Annotated in this window: 19 protein-coding genes; 15 read left to right on the top strand and 4 right to left on the bottom strand. The window is 71.2% G+C overall.

What is annotated here, in order from left to right:
* Nucleotides 1-156 precede the first annotated feature (156 nt).
* The 3 genes from ABIE67_RS25035 (at nucleotide 157) to ABIE67_RS25025 (ending at nucleotide 3,297) form a co-directional block, all read left to right on the top strand.
* Entirely contained in the window at nucleotides 157-930 is a 774-nt protein-coding gene (locus ABIE67_RS25035) for a class I SAM-dependent methyltransferase (RefSeq protein ID WP_370261387.1), read from the top strand.
* A gap of 10 nt (nucleotides 931-940) precedes the next feature.
* The gene (locus tag ABIE67_RS25030; RefSeq protein ID WP_370261384.1) at nucleotides 941-1,834 is read left to right on the top strand and encodes a menaquinone biosynthetic enzyme MqnA/MqnD family protein; all 894 of its coding nucleotides are present in this window, start codon (nucleotides 941-943) and stop codon (nucleotides 1,832-1,834) included.
* A gap of 104 nt (nucleotides 1,835-1,938) precedes the next feature.
* The gene (locus ABIE67_RS25025) at nucleotides 1,939-3,297 is read left to right on the top strand and encodes a cytochrome P450 (protein ID WP_370261380.1); all 1,359 of its coding nucleotides are present in this window, start codon (nucleotides 1,939-1,941) and stop codon (nucleotides 3,295-3,297) included.
* Between the two features lie 301 nt (nucleotides 3,298-3,598).
* Here the strand turns inward: ABIE67_RS25025 and ABIE67_RS25020 are convergent, their stop codons facing one another.
* Entirely contained in the window at nucleotides 3,599-4,873 is a 1,275-nt protein-coding gene (locus ABIE67_RS25020; RefSeq protein WP_370261375.1) for a beta-ketoacyl synthase, read from the bottom strand.
* Nucleotides 4,874-5,041: 168 nt separating this feature from the next.
* Between ABIE67_RS25020 and ABIE67_RS25015 the strand changes: the two genes are divergently transcribed.
* Nucleotides 5,042-5,842 carry a helix-turn-helix domain-containing protein gene (locus tag ABIE67_RS25015; protein WP_370261367.1) on the top strand — a complete coding sequence of 267 codons (801 nt, stop codon included), beginning with the start codon at nucleotides 5,042-5,044 and terminating at the stop codon, nucleotides 5,840-5,842.
* 294 nt (nucleotides 5,843-6,136) lie between these two features.
* Complete coding sequence (locus ABIE67_RS25010) at nucleotides 6,137-6,751, top strand: LuxR C-terminal-related transcriptional regulator (RefSeq protein WP_370261362.1); 615 nt, start codon at nucleotides 6,137-6,139, stop codon at nucleotides 6,749-6,751.
* Between the two features lie 28 nt (nucleotides 6,752-6,779).
* Here ABIE67_RS25010 and ABIE67_RS25005 read toward each other — a convergent pair whose 3' ends face one another.
* Nucleotides 6,780-7,757: an aldo/keto reductase gene (locus ABIE67_RS25005; RefSeq protein WP_370261357.1), complete on the bottom strand. Its 978-nt coding sequence runs from the start codon at nucleotides 7,755-7,757 to the stop codon at nucleotides 6,780-6,782.
* Between the two features lie 238 nt (nucleotides 7,758-7,995).
* Between ABIE67_RS25005 and ABIE67_RS25000 the strand changes: the two genes are divergently transcribed.
* The 10 genes from ABIE67_RS25000 to ABIE67_RS24955 all read left to right on the top strand — a co-directional run bounded on the left by ABIE67_RS25000 (nucleotide 7,996) and on the right by ABIE67_RS24955 (nucleotide 15,973).
* Nucleotides 7,996-8,487: a hotdog fold thioesterase gene (locus tag ABIE67_RS25000; RefSeq protein WP_370261353.1), complete on the top strand. Its 492-nt coding sequence runs from the start codon at nucleotides 7,996-7,998 to the stop codon at nucleotides 8,485-8,487.
* Complete coding sequence (locus tag ABIE67_RS24995) at nucleotides 8,484-9,497, top strand: AvrD family protein (protein WP_370261348.1); 1,014 nt, start codon at nucleotides 8,484-8,486, stop codon at nucleotides 9,495-9,497. Before ABIE67_RS25000 ends, ABIE67_RS24995 begins: the two co-directional genes overlap by 4 nt.
* Nucleotides 9,494-10,495, top strand: coding sequence for a beta-ketoacyl-ACP synthase III (locus ABIE67_RS24990; RefSeq protein ID WP_370261344.1), 1,002 nt, complete (start codon nucleotides 9,494-9,496; stop codon nucleotides 10,493-10,495). Before ABIE67_RS24995 ends, ABIE67_RS24990 begins: the two co-directional genes overlap by 4 nt.
* 68 nt (nucleotides 10,496-10,563) lie before the next feature.
* Complete coding sequence (locus ABIE67_RS24985) at nucleotides 10,564-10,824, top strand: phosphopantetheine-binding protein (RefSeq protein WP_370261340.1); 261 nt, start codon at nucleotides 10,564-10,566, stop codon at nucleotides 10,822-10,824.
* 3 nt (nucleotides 10,825-10,827) lie between these two features.
* Nucleotides 10,828-11,520, top strand: a complete 693-nt coding sequence (locus ABIE67_RS24980) for a histidine phosphatase family protein (RefSeq protein ID WP_370261335.1) — start codon at nucleotides 10,828-10,830, stop codon at nucleotides 11,518-11,520.
* Nucleotides 11,517-11,810 carry a putative quinol monooxygenase gene (locus ABIE67_RS24975; protein ID WP_370261331.1) on the top strand — a complete coding sequence of 98 codons (294 nt, stop codon included), beginning with the start codon at nucleotides 11,517-11,519 and terminating at the stop codon, nucleotides 11,808-11,810. The genes ABIE67_RS24980 and ABIE67_RS24975 overlap by 4 nt, the downstream gene beginning before the upstream one ends.
* Before the next feature lie 15 nt (nucleotides 11,811-11,825).
* Nucleotides 11,826-13,388: an FAD-dependent oxidoreductase gene (locus ABIE67_RS24970; protein WP_370261327.1), complete on the top strand. Its 1,563-nt coding sequence runs from the start codon at nucleotides 11,826-11,828 to the stop codon at nucleotides 13,386-13,388.
* A gap of 60 nt (nucleotides 13,389-13,448) precedes the next feature.
* Nucleotides 13,449-14,003, top strand: a complete 555-nt coding sequence (locus tag ABIE67_RS24965) for a carboxymuconolactone decarboxylase family protein (protein ID WP_370261323.1) — start codon at nucleotides 13,449-13,451, stop codon at nucleotides 14,001-14,003.
* A 5-nt stretch (nucleotides 14,004-14,008) separates the two neighbouring features.
* Nucleotides 14,009-14,989: an aldo/keto reductase gene (locus tag ABIE67_RS24960; RefSeq protein WP_370261319.1), complete on the top strand. Its 981-nt coding sequence runs from the start codon at nucleotides 14,009-14,011 to the stop codon at nucleotides 14,987-14,989.
* Nucleotides 14,990-15,007: 18 nt separating this feature from the next.
* A complete protein-coding gene (locus tag ABIE67_RS24955; RefSeq protein WP_370261313.1) occupies nucleotides 15,008-15,973 on the top strand; it encodes a 3-oxoacyl-ACP synthase III family protein in 966 nt (321 codons plus the stop codon).
* A gap of 62 nt (nucleotides 15,974-16,035) precedes the next feature.
* Here the strand turns inward: ABIE67_RS24955 and ABIE67_RS24950 are convergent, their stop codons facing one another.
* Both ABIE67_RS24950 and ABIE67_RS24945 read right to left on the bottom strand, forming a co-directional pair.
* Nucleotides 16,036-16,896, bottom strand: a complete 861-nt coding sequence (locus ABIE67_RS24950) for a helix-turn-helix transcriptional regulator (protein WP_370261308.1) — start codon at nucleotides 16,894-16,896, stop codon at nucleotides 16,036-16,038.
* 171 nt (nucleotides 16,897-17,067) lie between these two features.
* Nucleotides 17,068-18,510 (bottom strand): MFS transporter, encoded by a 1,443-nt coding sequence (locus ABIE67_RS24945; protein WP_370261304.1) that lies wholly within the window; start codon nucleotides 18,508-18,510, stop codon nucleotides 17,068-17,070.
* Nucleotides 18,511-18,547: the final 37 nt, after the last annotated feature.

Raw genomic sequence — 18,547 nt, 5'->3', positions numbered from 1 at the left:
GCCTGGAGAGGGGACGTGGGAGCGGCCGGAGGTCCCCTGGAGGCCCGGGGCCTGGCAGCATCCGGCCAGTACGCCCGGAGGGCTGAATGCGGCTGCCGGTCACCTGTTTGGCTGCCCGGAGTTGCAAGGAATCCGACGTTTTCCGGAGGGCCCGAGATGGAGAAATACGGCGAGACGCTCTTCGCTCTCGACCAGGACGAGGAGGTACGTCTCCGTCTGCTCGCCGAGGTCTTCGACCCGCTGTGCACGCGCACCCTCGACGCGCTCGGCGTGAGCCGTGATGCCCGTTGTCTGGAGGTGGGGGCTGGTTCCGGATCCGTCGCGCAGTGGCTGTGCGGGCAGGCTCCGGACGGCGAGGTGATCGCCACGGACCTGGATCTGCGCCTGCTGGAGCGCGTGCAGGAGCCCCGGCTGCGCCGGCTGGTGCACGATGTCACCACCGACCCGTTCCCGGACGGCTCCTTCGACGTCATCCACGCCCGGCTGGTGCTCAGCCATCTCCCGCAGCGCGACGACGTCATGCGGCGGATGCTGCGCTGGCTGCGTCCCGGCGGGTTCGTGCTGATCGAGTCGTTCTGCTGGTTCCCCATCGACAGCGCGCCGCATCCGACGTACCGCAAGGTGATGCAGCGCTGGAGCAGCCTCATCTGCGGGACGCTCGGCACGGACAGCTGGTGGGCTCGCAGCCAGCCCGGGTCGTTCCTCGACCACGGCTACCGCGACGTCGGTGCGAATACCGTCACGCAGAATTTGCGCGGTGGGACCCGGCTCGCCGACTTCTGGCGGCTGACCGTGGACATGTCGCGCGAGCAGCTGATCGCGGGCGGCTATGTGACGCCGTACGAACTGGACGAGTTCCACGGCCTGTTGCGCGACGACGGCTTCTGGGATCTGGCACCCGCTCTGGTGCAGTCCTGGGGCCACAAGTAGGGGCGTGTCCATGTCGTCCACCAGCACCGCCGCCGCCCGTCCGGGTGCCGTCGCCGAACCGTCGCCCCGCGTCGGTCTCCTCTCCTTCCTCAACTGCCGTCCGATCCTGTGGGGACTGCGGCAGCTCGGGCTCCTGCCCGGCCTCGACCTGTTGTCGCTCTCCCCCGAGGCGTCCGGTGACCGGCTGATCGCGGGTCAACTCGACCTGGGGCCGATCAGCCTCGCCGAGTACCTGCGGCACACCGACGACCTGCTGCTGCTTCCGGAGCTCGCCATCGCGGCCGACGGGCCCGTCATGTCGTGCCACATCGTTACCCGGGCCCCGCTGCACGAGGTACCCGCGGCCCTGCGCGTGGGGCTGACGTCCACCAGCCGTACGACGGTGCTGCTGGCCCGGTTGCTGCTGGAGGAGCGGCTGGGGCTGACGCCGCGTTACTTCACCGGACCGCCCGAGCCGGCCGCCCTGCTGCGCCGGGGCGACGCGGCGGTCGTCATCGGCGACCCCGCACTGCGCGTCCACTTCGACGGCGTGCCGCAGGACGGCCGCACGATCGTCCACGACACCGCGGAGCTGTGGACCGAGTGGACCGGGCTGCCCATGGTGTTCGCCGTGTGGGCGGTCCGACGGGAGTACGCCGAGCGGGAGCCGCACGCGGCCGCCGCGGTGCACCGGGCGCTGCTGGCCGCCCGCGACTGCGGGTTGGCGCAGCTGCCGCAGGTCGCCGCCCAGGCGGCCCTGACGTCGGACTTCACCTCGGCACAACTGCTGTCGTACTACGAGACCCTGCGCTACGAGCTGACGCGAGACGGTGAGCGCGCCGTCCGCCACTTCGCCGCCCTGGCCGCCCACCGTGGACTGGTTCCCGAGGACTGGGCCGTCCGCCGGTTCGAGGGGGCACGGTGAGCGACGCGCCTGTGGCGGGGGAGCCTGTGTTCGGCGGGAGGCTCCACGCGTCTCCCGGGTCCGCCTCTCGGGGAACACCGGATACGCCGGTCGGGGAAAGGAGTGTGAGGGGCGCCGGGTTCTCGTCGGCCGGCGCGGGCGGCCGTGGTCCCCGGGAATCAGCGGAATCGGCGGAATCGGCGGACGGGGCCCGGCAGCAGGCGGTGGCCTTGTTGTCGCACGTCCTCGATCCCCGGTCGAGGCCGGACCCTTATCCCCTGTACGAGGAGATCCTGGCCGCGGAGCCCGTGTGGGTGCCGGGCCGCCCCGTGGTGGTCTTCGCCTCCCACGAGGCGTGCGAGGCGGTGTTGCGCGACCCGCGGGCCAGTAACGACCGCGGCCACGCCCTGCTGCACGGGTCGCCCGGTGCCGCGGGCGGTGCGGCGCCCGCCCCCGCGGAACTCCCGTCCTTCCTGTTCATGGACCCGCCCCGGCACGGCGCCCTGCGCCGTCTCGCCGCCCCTGGCTTCACTCCCCGGGCCGTGCGGCGGCTGGCGCCGATGATCAGGGAGCTGATCGACGACCTGCTGGACGAGGCGGCGGCCCGGGGGCATCTGGACGGCGTCGCGGACCTCGCGTCGCCGCTGCCGGTGACCGTCATCTGCCGGGTGCTGGGCATCGACACCGGTGAGCGGGAGTGGTACCGCACCCGCTCCTCCCTGCTCGGCCGGGCGGTCGACCCCTACCTGGCGTTCCTCGGGGCACCCGCGCCGGGCCTGGCGGAGCGCCGGCGGGCCGAGGCCGAACTCACGGAGTTCTTCGGGCGGTTGGCGGCCGAGCGGCGGGTCGCGCCACGCGACGACATGGTCTCCCGGCTGCTGGCGGCGGAGATCGACGGCGCACCGCTCACGGACGAGGAGATCGTCACCACCTGCCGACTGCTGCTGAACGCCGGGCACGAGACGACGGTCAGCCTGATCGCCAACGGATTGCTGACCCTGCTCGACCACCCCGGCACCCTGGCCGCGCTGCGCGACGACCCCGTGGCGACGGCACCCGCCGTGGTCGAGGAGCTGCTGCGGCTGCAGCCACCGCTCCAGCTCGTTCACCGGCACGCCCGCGAGGACATGGACGTACGCGGCACCCGCGTTCCACGCGGCACCACCATGGTGTTGCTGCTGGCCGGCGCGAACCGCGACTCCGCCGCGTTCGGCTGCCCGCACCGGTTCGACGCGGTGCGCACCGATGCCTCCCGGCACCTGTCCTTCGGCCTGGGCACGCACTACTGCCTCGGCGCGCCGCTGGGCCGGCTGGAGGCCGAACTGGCCTTCATCCGTTTCGCCCAGCGGGTCGTCGGGCCGGAACTCGCCGACGGACCACCCCGCTACCGCCCGCATGTCGTACTCCGCGGCCCGGCGTCGCTCCCTCTGCGCACCGGGGCGGTCCTCGACCGGACCACCCCTTGGGGCGACACCTCGCCATGAGCAGCCGAACCGGCCCGACGCACAGCCCGGTCGAAGCGCCGCCCCGCCGAGCCTGCACGAGCACCACCCCACCCCGCCGAGCCCACATGAGCACCACCCCGCCGAGCCCACACGAGCACCACCCCGCCGAGCCCACACGAGCACCACCCCGCCGGAGCGCCCCGACACCCTCCCGCCGGAGCGCCCCGACACCCTCCCGCCGGAGCGCCCCGACGCCGCCCCGCCACGGGCCACCACCCCACGACTCACCGGCCGACCGTGGCCCACCGCCGTGCGCTGAGCACGTCGGCCACCGCGCGCCTCATCCGCGCCGCAGTGCCAGTACGGCGTTGTGGCCGCCGAAGCCGAACGAGTTGCTGAGCGCCAGGTCGCCATGGGCGGGCAGCGGGCGGGCGAGGCGCGTGACCACGTCCAGCCGGATCGCGTCGTCGAGGTCGTCGCAGCCGATGGTCGGCGGGATGATCCCGTGGTGCAGGGTGAGTGCCGTGGCCACCGCCTCGACACCGCCCGCGGCGCCCTGAAGGTGCCCGAGGCTCCCCTTGAGTGCGGTGACCGGCACGGGGACGGCGCCGTCCCCGTCGCCGAAGACGGCGCTGAGGGCGGCCGCCTCCGCGAGATCGCCCTCGACGGTCGCGGTGGCGTGCGCGTTGATGTGCATCACGTCGGCGGTACCGGCGTCCGCATTCTCGACCGCGCGCCGCAGGGCGGCCGCCACTCCGCTGCCCGTGGGGTCCGGCGCGGCCATGTGGTGCGCGTCGGCCGACAGCCCCCAGCCGGCGGCCTCGCAGTAGATCCGAGCGCCGCGAGCCAGCGCGTGTTCCTCCGACTCCAGCACCAACAGGCCCGCCCCCTCGCTGTTCACGAAGCCCTCTCGGTCCTTGGCGAAGGGCCGGGACGCGGCCTCGGGGGTGTCGTTGCGGGCGGACAGCGCACGCATCGCGGTGAACGCGGCCATGACCTCGGGCGTCACGGCGGCCTCCGCCCCGCCGGCGAGCACGATGTCGACATGGCCGTACCGGATGCGGTCGATGGCCTGTCCGATGGCCTCGGTACCGGAGGCGCAGGCGCTGACCACGGTGCGGGCCTCCCCGGTGATACGCAGGTCGAGCGAGATCTGGGACGCCGCCTGGGAGGGCACGGTCATGGGCGCGGTGAGCGGCGGAACCGCCCGGACGCCTCTGTCCCGCAGTCGGCGGCCACCCTCCACGAGGACGCCGGCGCCGCCGATGATGGTGCCGACGCAGACGCCGACCCGCTCCGGGTCCAGGCCGTTGTGCCGGGTGCCGCCCACGGCGAACCCCGCGTCCTGCCATGCCTCGCGAGCCGCCGCCACCGCTAACTGGGCGGCTCGGTTCATACGTCGCGCCTGCGGCTTGGGCAACAGCTCGGCGGGGTCCTCGGGGACGGTGCCGGCGATGCGGACCGGATGGTCGGCGTACTCGGGCCCCGTGAGCGGCCGGATGCCCGAGCGGCCGGCGAGCAGCCCTTCCCACAGGGTGGCGCTGCCCACGCCGAGCGGTGTGATCGTGCCCAGTCCGGTGACGACCACCTTGGACATGTCCCTGACATAACTCATGGCAAACGTTTTCCCTTCACTCTGCCGCGACTGCTGCAAGTTCTTCCGACCGCCCGGTTAATCGACTGCGGAGCGGACGGCGTATCCGGCATGCTCACGCCTACAGGGGTCGATGGCGCCTCCGGCTAGTGTTTGATCGTTCGATCACATGGCACGAACGGGGGAGACGTGACGGAGCCTCGCGATTCAGACATATCCGAACCAGCTGAATTCCAGCTGGAATTCGCCGACCTTCCGCACCTGCTGCGCGCCTGGCGCGCCGAGGCGGGCGTGAAGCTTGGGCGCAGCAAGGCGCTGCCGCAAAAAGAGGTCGCCCAGCGGATGGGCGTCAGCGAGCGCTGGTACCGCGCCCTGGAGAGCGGGGCTCAGGTCCCGCTCACCTCGGACACGCTGACCCAGCTCGCGGACGCGCTGGCCCTCGGTCCGGACGAACGTACGGCTCTGTACTGGTACCGGCTGACCGAGGTGTCGGACGAGAGGCAGCCGACGGACGACGGCCGCAGGTTCGGTCGACTGAAGGAGTTCGTCGACGCGCAGACAACGTTTCCCGCCTATCTCATAGACCACGCGTGGAACGTCATCGCCTACAACGCGCTCATGGCCTGGTGGTTTCCCTGGGTCCGTGAGCCGGAAGCCAATCTGATGCGCTGGGTCCTGCAGAACCCGGATTCACGTGTACAGATAGCGGACTGGCAGAAACAGGCTTCGCTGTATCTTGCCCAGTTGAGATTCGCGCTCTTCCGGAATCCGGACGATCCGATACTCAAGGATTTACTGGCGAGTGTCCGACGCGAGCCGGTGTGCCGAGAACTCTGGAACGCCGGGCCACGCATCATCGCGTTCCGGCAGGGCGGACGATTCCGCCTGAAACTCCCCCATGTTTCACAGACCGAGTTGGTTGTCACCGCCCAGGTCCTCCTCCCCGCTTACCGTCCAGGCGCCCGCTTCGTGACTCTGATGCCGGCGTAGCGGCGCCCGCCCCGCGGCCAACTCTACACAGAAAAAGAGGACTGCCAACCGGCAAGTTTTTGCCGCTTGACAAGCCCTGAACGCCCCTTGCAACCTCGTTTAAGGCGCAACCTGAGATCCGTTTGGTTTCAGCCCTCTACGCAGTCGGGGTCTTTACCTCTTATGGGGATCGCGCCTGTGGCGCACGGGGGGTCCGTGCCAGATCCGTAAATTCTTTGCTGCGGAATGGTGACATGGAAAGCCAGATACTCGTCTGCCCGAACGGCACTTCATCCACTCACCGACTCCGACTCCGTGGTGGCCCAGCTGGACGCCCTGCGCCTTCGTACGGTGCGGGAGTTACGGCTCGCGCTGCCCCGTCGCCCTTACGACCGCCGGGTGCGGGAGCGGGCGGCACTGCTCAGCGCCGAGCTGGTGCGTCGTGGGGCGCGGGTGCGCGTCCTGCACCTGGAGGACCTGGCCCGCGATCCGGCCCAGGCCGAGGACCTGCGGCGGATCGCCGCGTCCGGCGCGCAGCTGCGGGCACTGCCGCACCTGCCGGTCTGGATGGCCGTGGCCGACCGGGACCTGGCGATCGTGCCGTCGGATCCCGGGGCGGGCGACTCCTCGGCGACGCTGCTGCGCGGGCGGCTTCTGGTGACGGCCCACCAGACTCTCTTCGACCAGGTGTGGGCTGCTTGTGCGCCGCCGGACCTCCGTGCCGGCACGGCGGGGCCGGACGGGCTGGACGAGCGGGAGCGGGAGGCGCTGGTGCTCCTCGCCGCGGGGCTGACCGACGAGGGCATCTCCCGGCGGACCGGTCTGTCGGTCCGCACGGTCCGCCGGACCATAGCGGGCGTGATGTCCCGGATGGGTGCCCAGAGCCGCTTCCAGGCGGGGGTGGAAGCGGCTCGACGGCAGTGGATCTGACACGGCGGCAGCGGACCCGGCAGCAGCCCTACAGCCCCGTGCGGGCCAGGTCCCCCTCGGCGTAGCGCTCGCCGGCCGGCGGGGTGAGGGCATCGAGCCGGGCCAGCTGCTCGGCCGTGAGGACGACCGCGTCCGCGGCGGCGTTCTCCTCGACGCGGGCCACGCGCCGGGTGCCCGGGATGGGGACGATGTCGTCGCCCTGCGCCAGCAGCCAGGCCAGCGCGATCTGCGCGGAAGTGGCCCCGACGTCCTGGGCCACGGCCTCCACCTCGTCGACGATCCGCAGGTTCGCCTCGAAGTTGCCCTCGGCGAACCGTGGCGTGGTCAGCCGGAAGTCGTCCGGGGCGAACTGCCGGGTGGAACGGATGGCTCCGGTGAGGAATCCCCGGCCGAGCGGCGAGTAGGCGACGAGCCCGATCCCCAGCTCGCGGAAGAGCGGCAGCAGCGTCTCGGCAGGCTCGCGGGACCACAGCGAGTACTCGGTCTGCACCGCCGTCACGGGGTGCACGGCATGGGCGCGCCGGATGGTCTCCGGACCGGCCTCCGACAGTCCGACGTGCCGGACCTTGCCCTCCCGCACCAGCTCGGCGAGTGCGCCCATGGTGTCCTCGATCGGAGTGCCCGGGTCGACGCGGTGCTGGTAGTACAGGTCGATACGGTCGGTCCCCAGACGCCTCAGCGAACCCTCGACCGCCTTGCGCACATTGGCCGGTGAGCTGTCGAGCACATTGGGGCCGGCGCCGTCGTGCGAGACCAGCCCGAACTTGGTGGCGATCACCACCTCGTCGCGCCGTCCGGCGACCGCCCGTCCGACCAGTTCCTCGTTGACGAACGGGCCGTAGATCTCGGCGGTGTCGACGAAGTCGACGCCGAGGTCCCATGCCCGCCGCAGGGTGCGGACGGCTTCCTCCTCGTCGCTGCCCGCTCCCGTGTAGTAGTCGGACATCGACATGGCGCCCAGGCCGATGCGTGATACATCGAGCCCGCCGAGCGAAACACGCTGCACCGAGACCGCACTCCCTTCCTGATCCTCAACACATATCCACCCAATCTTAGTTGGGCGTGTGCACCGAAGCATTCCCAGATTTCCGTCGGGTTACCTCTCGAGAACGAGTCTTCCTGGATTCGGTAAAAGCGCCAAGCCCATGGCAGCAAAAGGCCACGAGGCTGTTGCCGGTCTCAACCCCGGTGTTTGACTCGGATTGGCCCGCCGGTGCGGGCCCCGGAAACATACGGAGACCGTGATGCCGAACATGATGCTCGGCCCGATGCGGGTCGACGGCGCATACGAAGGCGAACAACTCACCCGACGCATGGGTATTGAAATCATCACCTGCGAACCGGGACTTGTGGTGGGCACCATGCCCGTCTCCGGCAATCGCCAGCCGGTGGGAATTCTGCACGGCGGCGCCAACGCCGTGCTCGCCGAGACCCTGGGTTCGCTCGCCGCGTTCCTGCATGCCGGCCCCGGTGGCAACGCGGTGGGCGTCGACCTGTCCTGTACCCACCACCGCTGGGTTTCCTCGGGGACCGTCACCGGAGTGTGCCGCCCCCTGGGCGAACGGCAGGCCATGGCCTCGTACGAGATCGTCATCACCGATGACTCCGGCAACCGGACCTGCACGGCACGGCTCACCTGTGCCGTCCGGCGCGGCGGTGGCCGCAGGCCCGGCGCGCGCACGGCATCCGCACCGCCGTCCCCGCGGGACGAATTCCGACGAACGGAGCACCGATGACCCCGACTTCAGCACGGACCGTGACAGCGTCCGTCGACGATCATCTCGGCCCGGCCGAGCAGCGCTTCTTCGGCCGCGGCTTCCGCCGGGTCGGCTACGACATCGGTGAGCTGCGCCTCACCCGCGGCGCGGACGGAACCGTGCGGGCCGCCTCCTCGGTGGGCGTCAGCTACCCGGCCGACTGGTCGAAGAAGGCGGCCGGCACCGATCTGCGCCCCCACTTCAGCACCGTCGACGGTCTGGTCGTCGCCGCTCAGCTGGCCGAAGCCTGCCTCGCCGGCTCCGTCGCGCAGCTGCGCGACGCCTGGCTGCGCCGGGTGCGGATGACGGCCGGCAGCAGCCCGCAGGAGGACCTGGAACGGCTGCCGGCCGAGGCGACCCTGCGCCGCACCGACCCGCTCGCCGGGGAACCCGGGCGTGCGGTGTCGTCGGTCGACTGCGCGGTGGGCACCATGCGGGTGCGGTGCGAGGTGGTCCACGCCCTTCCGACGGGCGCGCCGGAGGACACCAGCACGTACGCGTCGCCCGCCGCCCTCCTCGGCCCCGCGACGGACCGCTACTTCGGTACCGGGTTCACCACCCGGCGCCAGTCGATCCGCGACGTGGCGGTGGACCATCGGGCGCTGCGCGCCGACGCCGTGCTGACCGTCGCCCACGAGGGCGGCGCCGCGGTGCCCACCGCGGGCCTGGAGGGCGCACACCAGCCGTCCGTGTCGATGATCGACGCCTTTGTCACGGCCCTCCAGCTCGCCCAGATCATGCTCTACGACCTCGACGGCATGCGCCGCCAGGACAGCAACACCCTGTGGATGCGGCAGACCACCCTGACCGCGTCCCGCCCGGACCGCCCCACGGAGGCGATACCGGTGACGACCCGGCTGGACGAGCCCGGACTGCTGCACATGGGCGGCGGCACCTGGCGCACGCTCGACGTCGTGGCCGAACTCGCCGGCCTGCGGGTGCGCTCGGCGGTCGCCCACCAGCTCCCGGAAGGGATCGTGGCGGCATGACCCGGGCGGCTGTGCTCGCCGGCGTGGGAGGCTTCGTGCCCCCGCGCGTGGTGACGAACGACGAGCTGTCCCGGCGGCTGGACACGTCCGACACCTGGATCCGCACCCGTACCGGCATCGCCCAGCGCCATGTCGTCGACCCGGGCACCAGCACCGGCGACCTGGCCGTCGAGGCCGGCGAGCGGGCGCTGAAGAACGCCGGTGCGGACGGCGCCGACCTGGTGATCGTCGCCACCACCACCCCGGACCGCCCGTGCCCGGCGACGGCGCCGGCCGTGGCCGCCCGCCTGGGTCTGACCGACGTACCGGCGTACGACGTGGCGGCCGTGTGCTCCGGCTTCGTCTACGCCCTCCAGGCCGGCGCGTCCGCCGTGACCGCGGGATTCGCCGAACGGGTGCTGGTCATCGGCGCCGAGTCGTACAGCACCATCCTGGACCCCGAGGACCGCACCACGTCCGTGATCTTCGGCGACGGGGCGGGCGCGGTGCTGCTGCGGGCCGGGGAGCGCACCGAGCCGGGCGCCGTGCTCGACGTCCACCTGGGCAGCGACGGCTCGATGGCGGACCTGATCACGGTGCGTGGCGGCGGTTCCGAGGAGCGGTCCCGGGGTGGGACGCCCCGTGCGCAGGACCGGTACTTCCGGATGGACGGCAAGTCCGTGTTCTTCGCCGCGGTCCGCCGTATGGCGGAGTCCTCGCGCACGGTGCTGGCCCGTACCGGCTGGGAGGTCGCCGATGTCGACCGGCTCGTGGGCCATCAGGCCAACACCCGCATCATCCACGCCGTCGCCGAACAGCTCGGGCTGCCGCCGGAGCGCGCCGTGCTCAACATCGAGCGCGTCGGCAACACCTCCGCCGCCTCCATCCCGCTCGCCCTCGCCGACGGACTGGCCGACGGCACCCTCACGAAGGGCGACCGGGTGCTGCTGACCGCCTTCGGCGGCGGTGCCACCTGGGGCTCGGCCACCCTCGTCTGGCCCGACCTGCCGATCGGCTGAACCCCGGCCGGCCGCAACGGAGCGGCCTGCTCAACTCCCGTACCACCCACCACACTTCGAGGTGACCCATGACCGGCTCCGTGTCCACGATGATCGTCGAGATTCTCACCGGCAAGTTCGACATACCGCAGGAGGAGGTGGCCCAGAGCACCGTCTTCGAGGACCTGGCGGTGGACTCCCTGGCCCTGCTGGAGGTGTCTCTGCTGCTGGAGAAGCGGCTCGGCGTCTCCATCGCGGAAGGCGTGCTGAACGCCCAGCAGTCCGTCGACGAGGCCGCCCGCGCGGTCGAGGCCCTCGGCGCACCGGCGACCGCCGGTACCACCGTCTGAGCCGTGCGCGTCGTCCTGCTCCGGCACGGAGAGACCGACCGCAACGCCGCCGACCGTTTCCAGGCCCAGGCCGACATCGCGCTCAACGACGAGGGGGTACGGCAGGCCCAGCGGGCCGCGCGCTCGCTGCCGACGGGCGGCTGGGCAGCCGTCTACTCCTCACCGATGGCACGCGCGGCCCAGACCGCCGCGTACGCCGCGGGCCGGCTCGACGTGCCCCACCACCGCATCGGCGACCTGCGCGAACGCCACCTCGGCAGCCTCGACGGGCTGCACCGCGCCGAGTTCGCCCGGACCGATCCGCAGACCATGCGACGGCTGCTGACCGACCCCGGGTACGCCCCGCCGGGCGGCGAGAGCGGCCATGCGGCGCGGGCCCGCTTCTGCGCGGCACTCCACCACGTGCTCACCGCGGAGCGCACCGCCGAGCGGGTCCTGGTGGTGGCGCACGGCGGGGTGCTGAACCTGCTGGCCAAGGCGCTCGTCGCCGCCCGAGACGACGTGCCCCCGGTCATGGTCGGCACCTGCCGCGCGCTCTGCCTGGACACCGAGTGGACCGCGCAGGGCCACGCCCGGATCGCCCTGCGCCAGTGGAACGCCGCCCCTCAGGAGTGCGCCGGGCCCGACCGGCCCTCCGCACCTGTGACCTTCGTCGGCCTCGACGACCTCACCGCCAAGGAAGTGACCCACACATGAGCATCGAGATCACCGTTCTCTTCGACGTCGTACCGGACCGTATGGACTCGGTCGCGGCCGCGTTCCAGGACCTGTGCGACGCGACCCGGGAGGAGGAGGGCGCGCTGCGCTTCGACGCCTTCCGGTCCGAGGAGCACCCGGACGTCGTCGTGCTGGTGGAGGACTGGGCCGACCAGGAAGCCATCGACCTGCACATGAAGGAGCCGTACGTCGCCGAGTTCCTCGCCCGCACCGAGGGCGCGTTCGTCCGCCCGCCGTACGTCCACCGCCTGCGCGCGCTCGACGTCTGACGCGTGGTGAGCGACATGCAGCGACCGCGCGTCCTCATCGTCGGGGCCGGTCCCGTGGGGATGGTGCTCGCCGCCGAACTCCTCGCGCACGGGGTCCGGGCCGACGTCATCTCCAAGCTCCGCAGGCAGAGCCCGCACTCCCGGGCCACCATCCTGTGGCCTCGCATCCTGGAACTGCTGGACCGGGTGGGGGTCGGCCGGAAGCTGGTCGAAGGCGGTCACTACTTCGACCAGATGAACTACTACTCGAACAAGAAAATGATCGGCCTGGTCCGCTTCGACCGGTTGCGCGGCGTCGGCTACCCGTTCGCCATCACCATCCCGCAGTGGCGCACCGAGGCGATCCTCGAGGAGCACCTGACCGGACTCGGCGGCGGTATCGACTACGACACCACGTTCCTCGACGGCACCCGGCACGCGCACGGCGTGGACTGCCGGCTCCGCCTGCCCGACGGCACCGAGGAGACCCGTACCTACGACTACGTGGTGGGCGCCGACGGCTACGGCAGCGTCGTGCGCGAGGTGTTCGGCTTCCGGTTCACCGGCCGCACCCTCAGGACCCGGCTGGCCATCACCGACGCCGAGATCCTGGGCGAGACGACCAGCAGCGAGGCGGCGTACTACCTGACCCGCACCGGCAACATGGTGCTGGCGCCGCTCGGTGACGGCGTCTTCCGGGTCGGCGCGAGCGTGCCCGACGACTACACCGGCGACACCCCCGACCGCGCCTTCTTCGAGACACTGCTCGGCGAGCGCGTCCCCGGGGCCCGGCGGCTCGGTGAGATGCGGTTCAGCGGCGTCTTCACCGCGCACGTCCGCTCGGCGGCCACGTACGGCGGCGACCGCGTCTTCCTCGTCGGCGACTCGGCGCACGCCATGAGCCCGTCCGGCGCGCAGGGCCTGAACACCGGCATCCAGGACGCGGTCAACCTGGGCTGGAAGCTGGCCGGTGTGGTGCGCGGCGACTACCGCCCCGAACTGCTGGACAGCTACGACACCGAGCGCCGGCCGGCCGTCGACCAGGTGGCCGCGCTGTCCACCCGGCTCGCCCGGATCGGGCTGTACTCCACCCGGCACCAGACCCTGGCCCGCGACGCCGTCTACCGGCTGGGCACCGCGACCCAGACCCTGGAAAAGGCCCTCGCACCCCGGCTCGCCCAGATCGACACCCACTACGGGGCCCGGCCGAGGCGGCGCACCCTGGTGCCGGGCGAGCGGCTGCCACTGGGCTGGCGTCAGTCGAGCACCGGGCCCGTGCTCGCCGTGGACCGCTTCACGGTCCTGCTGTGGCCGGGGCTGGAGTACCGCCACGAGCACTGGACGCAGGTCGTGGACGCGCTGCGCGCCAAGACCTCCGGGGCGGCGCTCGCCGACCTGGGCGGCCGGCCGCCCGGCCCGCTGCTCGGCAAACTCCCGCGCGAGGCCCATGCGTTGGTCGTCCGGCCCGACGGCCACCTGGACACCCTGGTCCCGCTGGACACCCACGCTCCCGCGACCTGTGTGCACACGGTCGCCCGGGCCCTCGCCCGCCATGTGCGCGACACGACACCGGCGCCCCTCACCGCCGTACCCGCATAAGCCCTCGACCCACCCGATCCCCTCACCCCCACACCCCCTCCCAGACACAAGGAGCCTGGCATGTCCCCTCGCGTCACTCTCACCGAAGTCGCCGACATGACGCCCGAGCAGCGCGCGGTGTACGAGAAGTTCGAGTCCAACCTGACCCGCGCGCTGCTGCTGACCAAGAACTCGGCCGCAGCCCACCTCGCGCTCGGCGGCACCTTCACGGTCGGGCTGCTGAGCCTGCTGGACCGCGAGGTGATCGTGCTGCGCGTGGCCAAGCTGCGTGACAGTGAGTTCGAGCGTCTGCTGCACTACCCGCTCGCCAGGAAGGCCGGCCTCGACGACACCGAGATCAAGGCGATCGAGGACGCCCTGTACGACGAACTGCCGGCCGACCGCGCCGCGCTGGTCCGCTACGTCACCGACTGCATGGTCGATCACAAGGCGAGCGAGGAGGCGTACTGGGGCCTGCGCAAGCACTACTCCGAGAACGAGATCGCCGAGGTCACCCACCTCGCCGGCCACAGCGCCATGACCGCCATGTACCTCGCCAGCCTGGACATCCCGCTCGACGAGGGCATCGCCTCCTGGGGCCGGCTGACCGAGGTGCAGGACCAGGTGAAGGGCTGAGTGCGTTGCAGTACGTGCGACTGGGCTCGTCCGGCCTGAAGGTGTCCCGCCTCGCGCTGGGCTGCATGAGCTACGGCGAGCCCGGCCTCGGCACCCACCCGTGGTCGCTGCCCGAGGAGGAGAGCCTGCCCTTCATCGCCCAGGCCCTCGACCTCGGCATCAACTTCTTCGACACCGCGAACATCTACTCCCTCGGCACCAGCGAGGAGTTCCTCGGCCGCGCACTGCGGAAGCTGACCCGGCGCGAGGACGTCGTCGTCGCGACGAAGGTGTACGAGAAGCTCGACACGGGCCCCCTGTCGGGTGGCCTGTCCCGCTCGGCGATCATGCGCGAACTCGATGCCAGCCTGCGCCGGTTGGACACCGACTACCTCGACCTCTACATCGTCCACCGCTGGGACCACGAGACGCCCGTCGAGGAGACGATGGAGGCGCTGCACGACGTGGTGCGCGCCGGCAAGGTCCGCTACATCGGCGCCTCGTCGATGCACACCTGGCAGTTCGTGAAGGCGCAGTACGTCGCCGATCTGCACGGATGGACGCGGTTCGTGAGCATGCAGAACCACTACAACCTCATCAATCGCGAGGAAGAACGGGAGATGCTGCCGTACTGCCTGGCCGAGGGCGTCGGCGTCACCCCGTGGAGCCCGCTGGCCCGCGGCCGGCTCACCCGGGACTGGGAGACGGAGTCGGCGCGCACGGCGGGCGACCCGATCCAGGACCGGTTCTACGGCCCGACCGAGCAGGCGGACCGCGCGGTCGCCCGGGTCGTCGCGCAGATCGCCGCCGAGCGGGGCGTCCCCATGGCACAGGTGGCCCTGGCCTGGCTGCTGCGCCGGCCGGCGGTCACCGCGCCCGTCGTCGGCGCGACACGGCCGCATCACCTCCAGGACGCGGTGGCCGCCCTGGAACTGGAGCTGGACGACACCGAAGTGGCCCGGCTGGAGGCGCCCTATGTGCCGCACGCCGTCGTGGAATACGTCTGACAGGCAGGTGGAGAAACCATGGGAATAGCCGACTACGCCCTGGCGATGCCCAGTGGCAAACGCAGCGTCGACGAGGTCGGCCGGGAGTCGGGATACGGCCCGGAGAAGCTGGGGCAGGTCCTGCCGTCGGGCAAGTTCTCGGTGCTGGCCGAGGGCGAGACCGCCTGGGGCCTGGGCCGGGACGCCGCGGCCCGGCTGCTGGACCGCAGCCCTGTGCCGCTGGACGAGATCGGTCTCGTTCTCTATGCGGGTTCCAGTGAATGGGGTACGCCGTTCTGGTCGCCGGCGGCCAAGATCGCCGGTGAGCTGGGGATCACGCAGGCGCACTGCTACGAGGTCTCCAATTTCTGCAACGCCGGCATGGTGGCCGTCAAGCTGGCCGACGACCAGGTGCGGGCGGGCACGCACCGGTACGCCCTGGTGGTCATCGCGGACCGGCTCAGCGAACTCGTCGAGTACGGCACCGGCTACATCGAGCTGTTCAACTTCGCGGACGGCGCGGCCGCCGTACTGCTCACCGCGGACACCCCGGACACCCCGGACATCCGGTACGAGGTGCTGGGCGGGGCCCACCACACCGACCCGCAGTGGGTGGACTCCTACTACGGCGAGATCAAGAACGGCGAGATCAAGGTCGAGCGCGGCGACAAGCTGGACGGCCTCGGCGAGGCCTTCCTGGACAACTTCACCACCCTGACGCACAAGGTCCTCACGGACATCGGCAAGGAGGTGGCCGACGTGGCGTACTTCCTCGTCACGCACGGCAACCAGGACACCCACCGCAAGTATCTGGCCGCGCTGGGCGTGGACGCCTCCCGCAGCGTCTTCCAGTACGAACGCGACGGCCACCTGGGCGGCGCCGACCCGCTGCAGGCCCTGGAAGAGCTGGAGCGGGAGGACCGGATCGGCTCCGGCGACCTGGTGATCGTAGCGACGGCCGGGTCGGGCTTCACCTGGGGAGTCACGGCGATCCGACGGACGTGACGCACCCCGACAGCTGACGGCACCCCGGTCCATGAGGGCCGGGGTGCCGTCTTTTTCGCAGGTCAGCGTTGGTGTACCGAGTCCAGGTCCACCATCAGCAGCTGCAGCGCCGCCTCATGCGGGGAGTCCGGCTCCGCGTGGTAGAACTTCAGGATGTTGCCGTCCTGAAGATCCGCCGACTGGTACATCAACTCCAGTTCGCCGACGACCGGATGGTCGAAGAGCTTGGTGCCCTCGATGCAGTTGGACACCCGCTGACGGCACCACAGCGCGGCGAACTCCTCGCTCTGGATGGTCAGTTCACCGATCAGCTCGGCCAGCTGTGGATCGTGCCGGTGGCTTCCGGAGATGAACCGCAGGTACGTCACGTTCGACTCCGACTCCGCGGCCCAGTCGGCGTACAGCGAGCGGACGTTGTCGTCGAGGAAGTTCATCTTGATGATGTTCGGGCGCTGTTCGGGACATTCCGGGGCGTCGAAGTCGAGGTGCGGCGCGAACAGCCGGTGGTAGGGGGCGTTCCAGCTGAGGATGTCGCAGCGGTAGTTCAGCACGGCGGCCGCCACGTTCCCGAGCGACTCGACCAGCATCCTCGTGTACGGGCTGACCTGGTCGCCGCGCGGCGCCGGCTCCTGCGGGTTCTGGACCGGCGTACCGATCTTGAGCAGGTAGTCGCGTTCGTCGGGACTCAGTTGCAGGGCGCGGGCGATGGAGAGCAGGACCTGCGGCGAGGCGTGCGCGGTCTGCGACTGCTCCAGGCGCGTGTAGTAGGTCTGGCTCACACCGGCGAGCGCGGCCACCTCCTCGCGCCGCAGCCCCGGAACCCGCCGGGAGCCGAGGGACTGAAGACCCATCTGCTCCGGCCGCACCCGCTCGCGCATCTGCCGCAGATAGCTGCCCAGGTCCGTGTTCACGATGTGCTCCATCCTTCCGATTATGAAGTCCTGTTCGGCATCGGCAATGCCGCCCCGGAACGAGGTGACCGATGCCACGGCGGCCGGGAGGGCGGTACGGGGGATCCGCCTTCCCGGCCGCGTGGTGCCGGGAAGGCGACGGGGGATCCGCCTTCCCGGCCGTGTGGGGCCGCTGTCCGGGTCTCAGCCGGACAGGGCCGCCGTCCTGCGGCGCAGCGCTGCCCACAGCAGCAGGCCGGCCACGACCTGGCAGCCGCCCGCGACGCCGATCGCCGCGTGGATGCCGCTCAGTTCCTCGGCTGCGGTCACCGTGCCCTGTCCGATGACGGCCGCGAACACCGCGCTGATCAGCGGGATCCCGATGGCGATGCCGACCTGCTGGCTCTGGGTGGCCATGCCGGTCGCCATGCCCTGCATGTCGGAGTCGACGGAGGACGTGGCGATGACCATGAAGGACAGCGCCGCCGTCATGGAGAAGAAGGCGTTCACGAACTGGGTGGCGATCAGCGGGATCAGCCAGCGCGAGTCCGCGGTCGCCCACAGCGCGGGCAGCATGAACGCGCCCTGGAGGAACAGGGAGACCCCGAGCAGGGTGCGCGGCTGGACGCGCTGGAGGATGCGCGGGCCGAGCGTGCCGGCGATGATCTGGCCCACGCCGATGCCGAGCAGCACCAGACCGGCGACGAGGGACGACAGCCCGAGCACGTCCTGGACGTACAGGCCGGTGAAGAAGATCAGCGCGGTCTCGCCGCCGAAGATGAACAGGGCGGCCACGTTGCCGAACGCGATGTCGGGCTTCTTCAGGACCCGCACCGGCACCAGGGCGTCGGTGGTACGGCTCTCCACGGCCCAGAAGACGGCCAGCAGAACGGCCGCGGCGACCAGGGAGACGCCCGCGACCAGGTCGAAGCCCTCCTCGCCGACGCGGGTGACGCCGTAGATCCCGGCGAACAGGCCGAGGGTGATGAGCACGGCACCGGGCAGGTCGATCCGGGTGCGCTGCTCGGCCTTGCTCTCGTCGACGACCAGCGGCACGACCAGGATCGCCGCGATGGCCACGGGGATGTTGATGAAGAACGCCCAGCGCCAGGAGAACACATCCGTGAGAACGCCGCCGAGGATGGCGCCGACGCTGAAGCCGGAGCTCATCATCACGCTGTTCAGGCCGAGCGCGCGGGTGCGCAGGGTGGGCTCGGTGAAGGCGGTGGTGAGCAGGGCGAGCGCGGCAGGCGTGACGGCGGCGGTGGCCAGGCCCTGGAGGGTACGGGCGATCAGCAGCATCGTCGGGGAGTCCGCGACGCCGCCGACGAGGGACGAGACGGCGAGGACGGCCATACCGACGGTGAAGATGCGCCGACGCCCCACGTAGTCGCCCACGCGCCCGAAGACCAGGGTGCATCCGGCGGCGCACAGGGCGAACGTCGTGGTGATCCACTGGAGGTTGCCGGTGGAGAACCCGAGGGCGGTGCCGACCTCGGGCAGCGCGACGTTCAGGACGGAGAAGTCGGCGGCCATCATGAACTGCGAAGCCAGGAGCACCACCAGGGCGGCGACCTGGCGTCCGGTCATCCGGACGGCGGCCGACTGCACGCCTGCGGAACTCGTGGTGGTATCAGCGGTGGTCATGCCCCCAGACTCCGGTGCACAACTCCGGCCAGCCAGA

This window comes from Streptomyces sp. V4I8 (assembly GCF_041261225.1).
Lineage (GTDB): Bacteria > Actinomycetota > Actinomycetes > Streptomycetales > Streptomycetaceae > Streptomyces.
This window is presented reverse-complemented; position numbering and strand designations above follow the sequence as displayed.

Bases quoted from the DNA above. Each gene is read 5' to 3' on its own strand.
- ABIE67_RS24945 (WP_370261304.1), bottom strand. From the start codon at position 18,510: ATGACCACCGCTGATACCACCACGAGTTCCGCAGGCGTGCAGTCGGCC.
- ABIE67_RS24955 (WP_370261313.1), top strand. From the start codon at position 15,008: ATGGGAATAGCCGACTACGCCCTGGCGATGCCCAGTGGCAAACGCAGC.
- ABIE67_RS24990 (WP_370261344.1), top strand. From the start codon at position 9,494: ATGACCCGGGCGGCTGTGCTCGCCGGCGTGGGAGGCTTCGTGCCCCCG.
- ABIE67_RS25030 (WP_370261384.1), top strand. From the start codon at position 941: ATGTCGTCCACCAGCACCGCCGCCGCCCGTCCGGGTGCCGTCGCCGAA.
- ABIE67_RS24965 (WP_370261323.1), top strand. From the start codon at position 13,449: ATGTCCCCTCGCGTCACTCTCACCGAAGTCGCCGACATGACGCCCGAG.
- ABIE67_RS24985 (WP_370261340.1), top strand. From the start codon at position 10,564: ATGACCGGCTCCGTGTCCACGATGATCGTCGAGATTCTCACCGGCAAG.
- ABIE67_RS24975 (WP_370261331.1), top strand. From the start codon at position 11,517: ATGAGCATCGAGATCACCGTTCTCTTCGACGTCGTACCGGACCGTATG.
- ABIE67_RS24995 (WP_370261348.1), top strand. From the start codon at position 8,484: ATGACCCCGACTTCAGCACGGACCGTGACAGCGTCCGTCGACGATCAT.
- ABIE67_RS25035 (WP_370261387.1), top strand. From the start codon at position 157: ATGGAGAAATACGGCGAGACGCTCTTCGCTCTCGACCAGGACGAGGAG.
- ABIE67_RS25000 (WP_370261353.1), top strand. From the start codon at position 7,996: ATGCCGAACATGATGCTCGGCCCGATGCGGGTCGACGGCGCATACGAA.
- ABIE67_RS25020 (WP_370261375.1), bottom strand. From the start codon at position 4,873: ATGAGTTATGTCAGGGACATGTCCAAGGTGGTCGTCACCGGACTGGGC.
- ABIE67_RS24970 (WP_370261327.1), top strand. From the start codon at position 11,826: ATGCAGCGACCGCGCGTCCTCATCGTCGGGGCCGGTCCCGTGGGGATG.
- ABIE67_RS24950 (WP_370261308.1), bottom strand. From the start codon at position 16,896: ATGGAGCACATCGTGAACACGGACCTGGGCAGCTATCTGCGGCAGATG.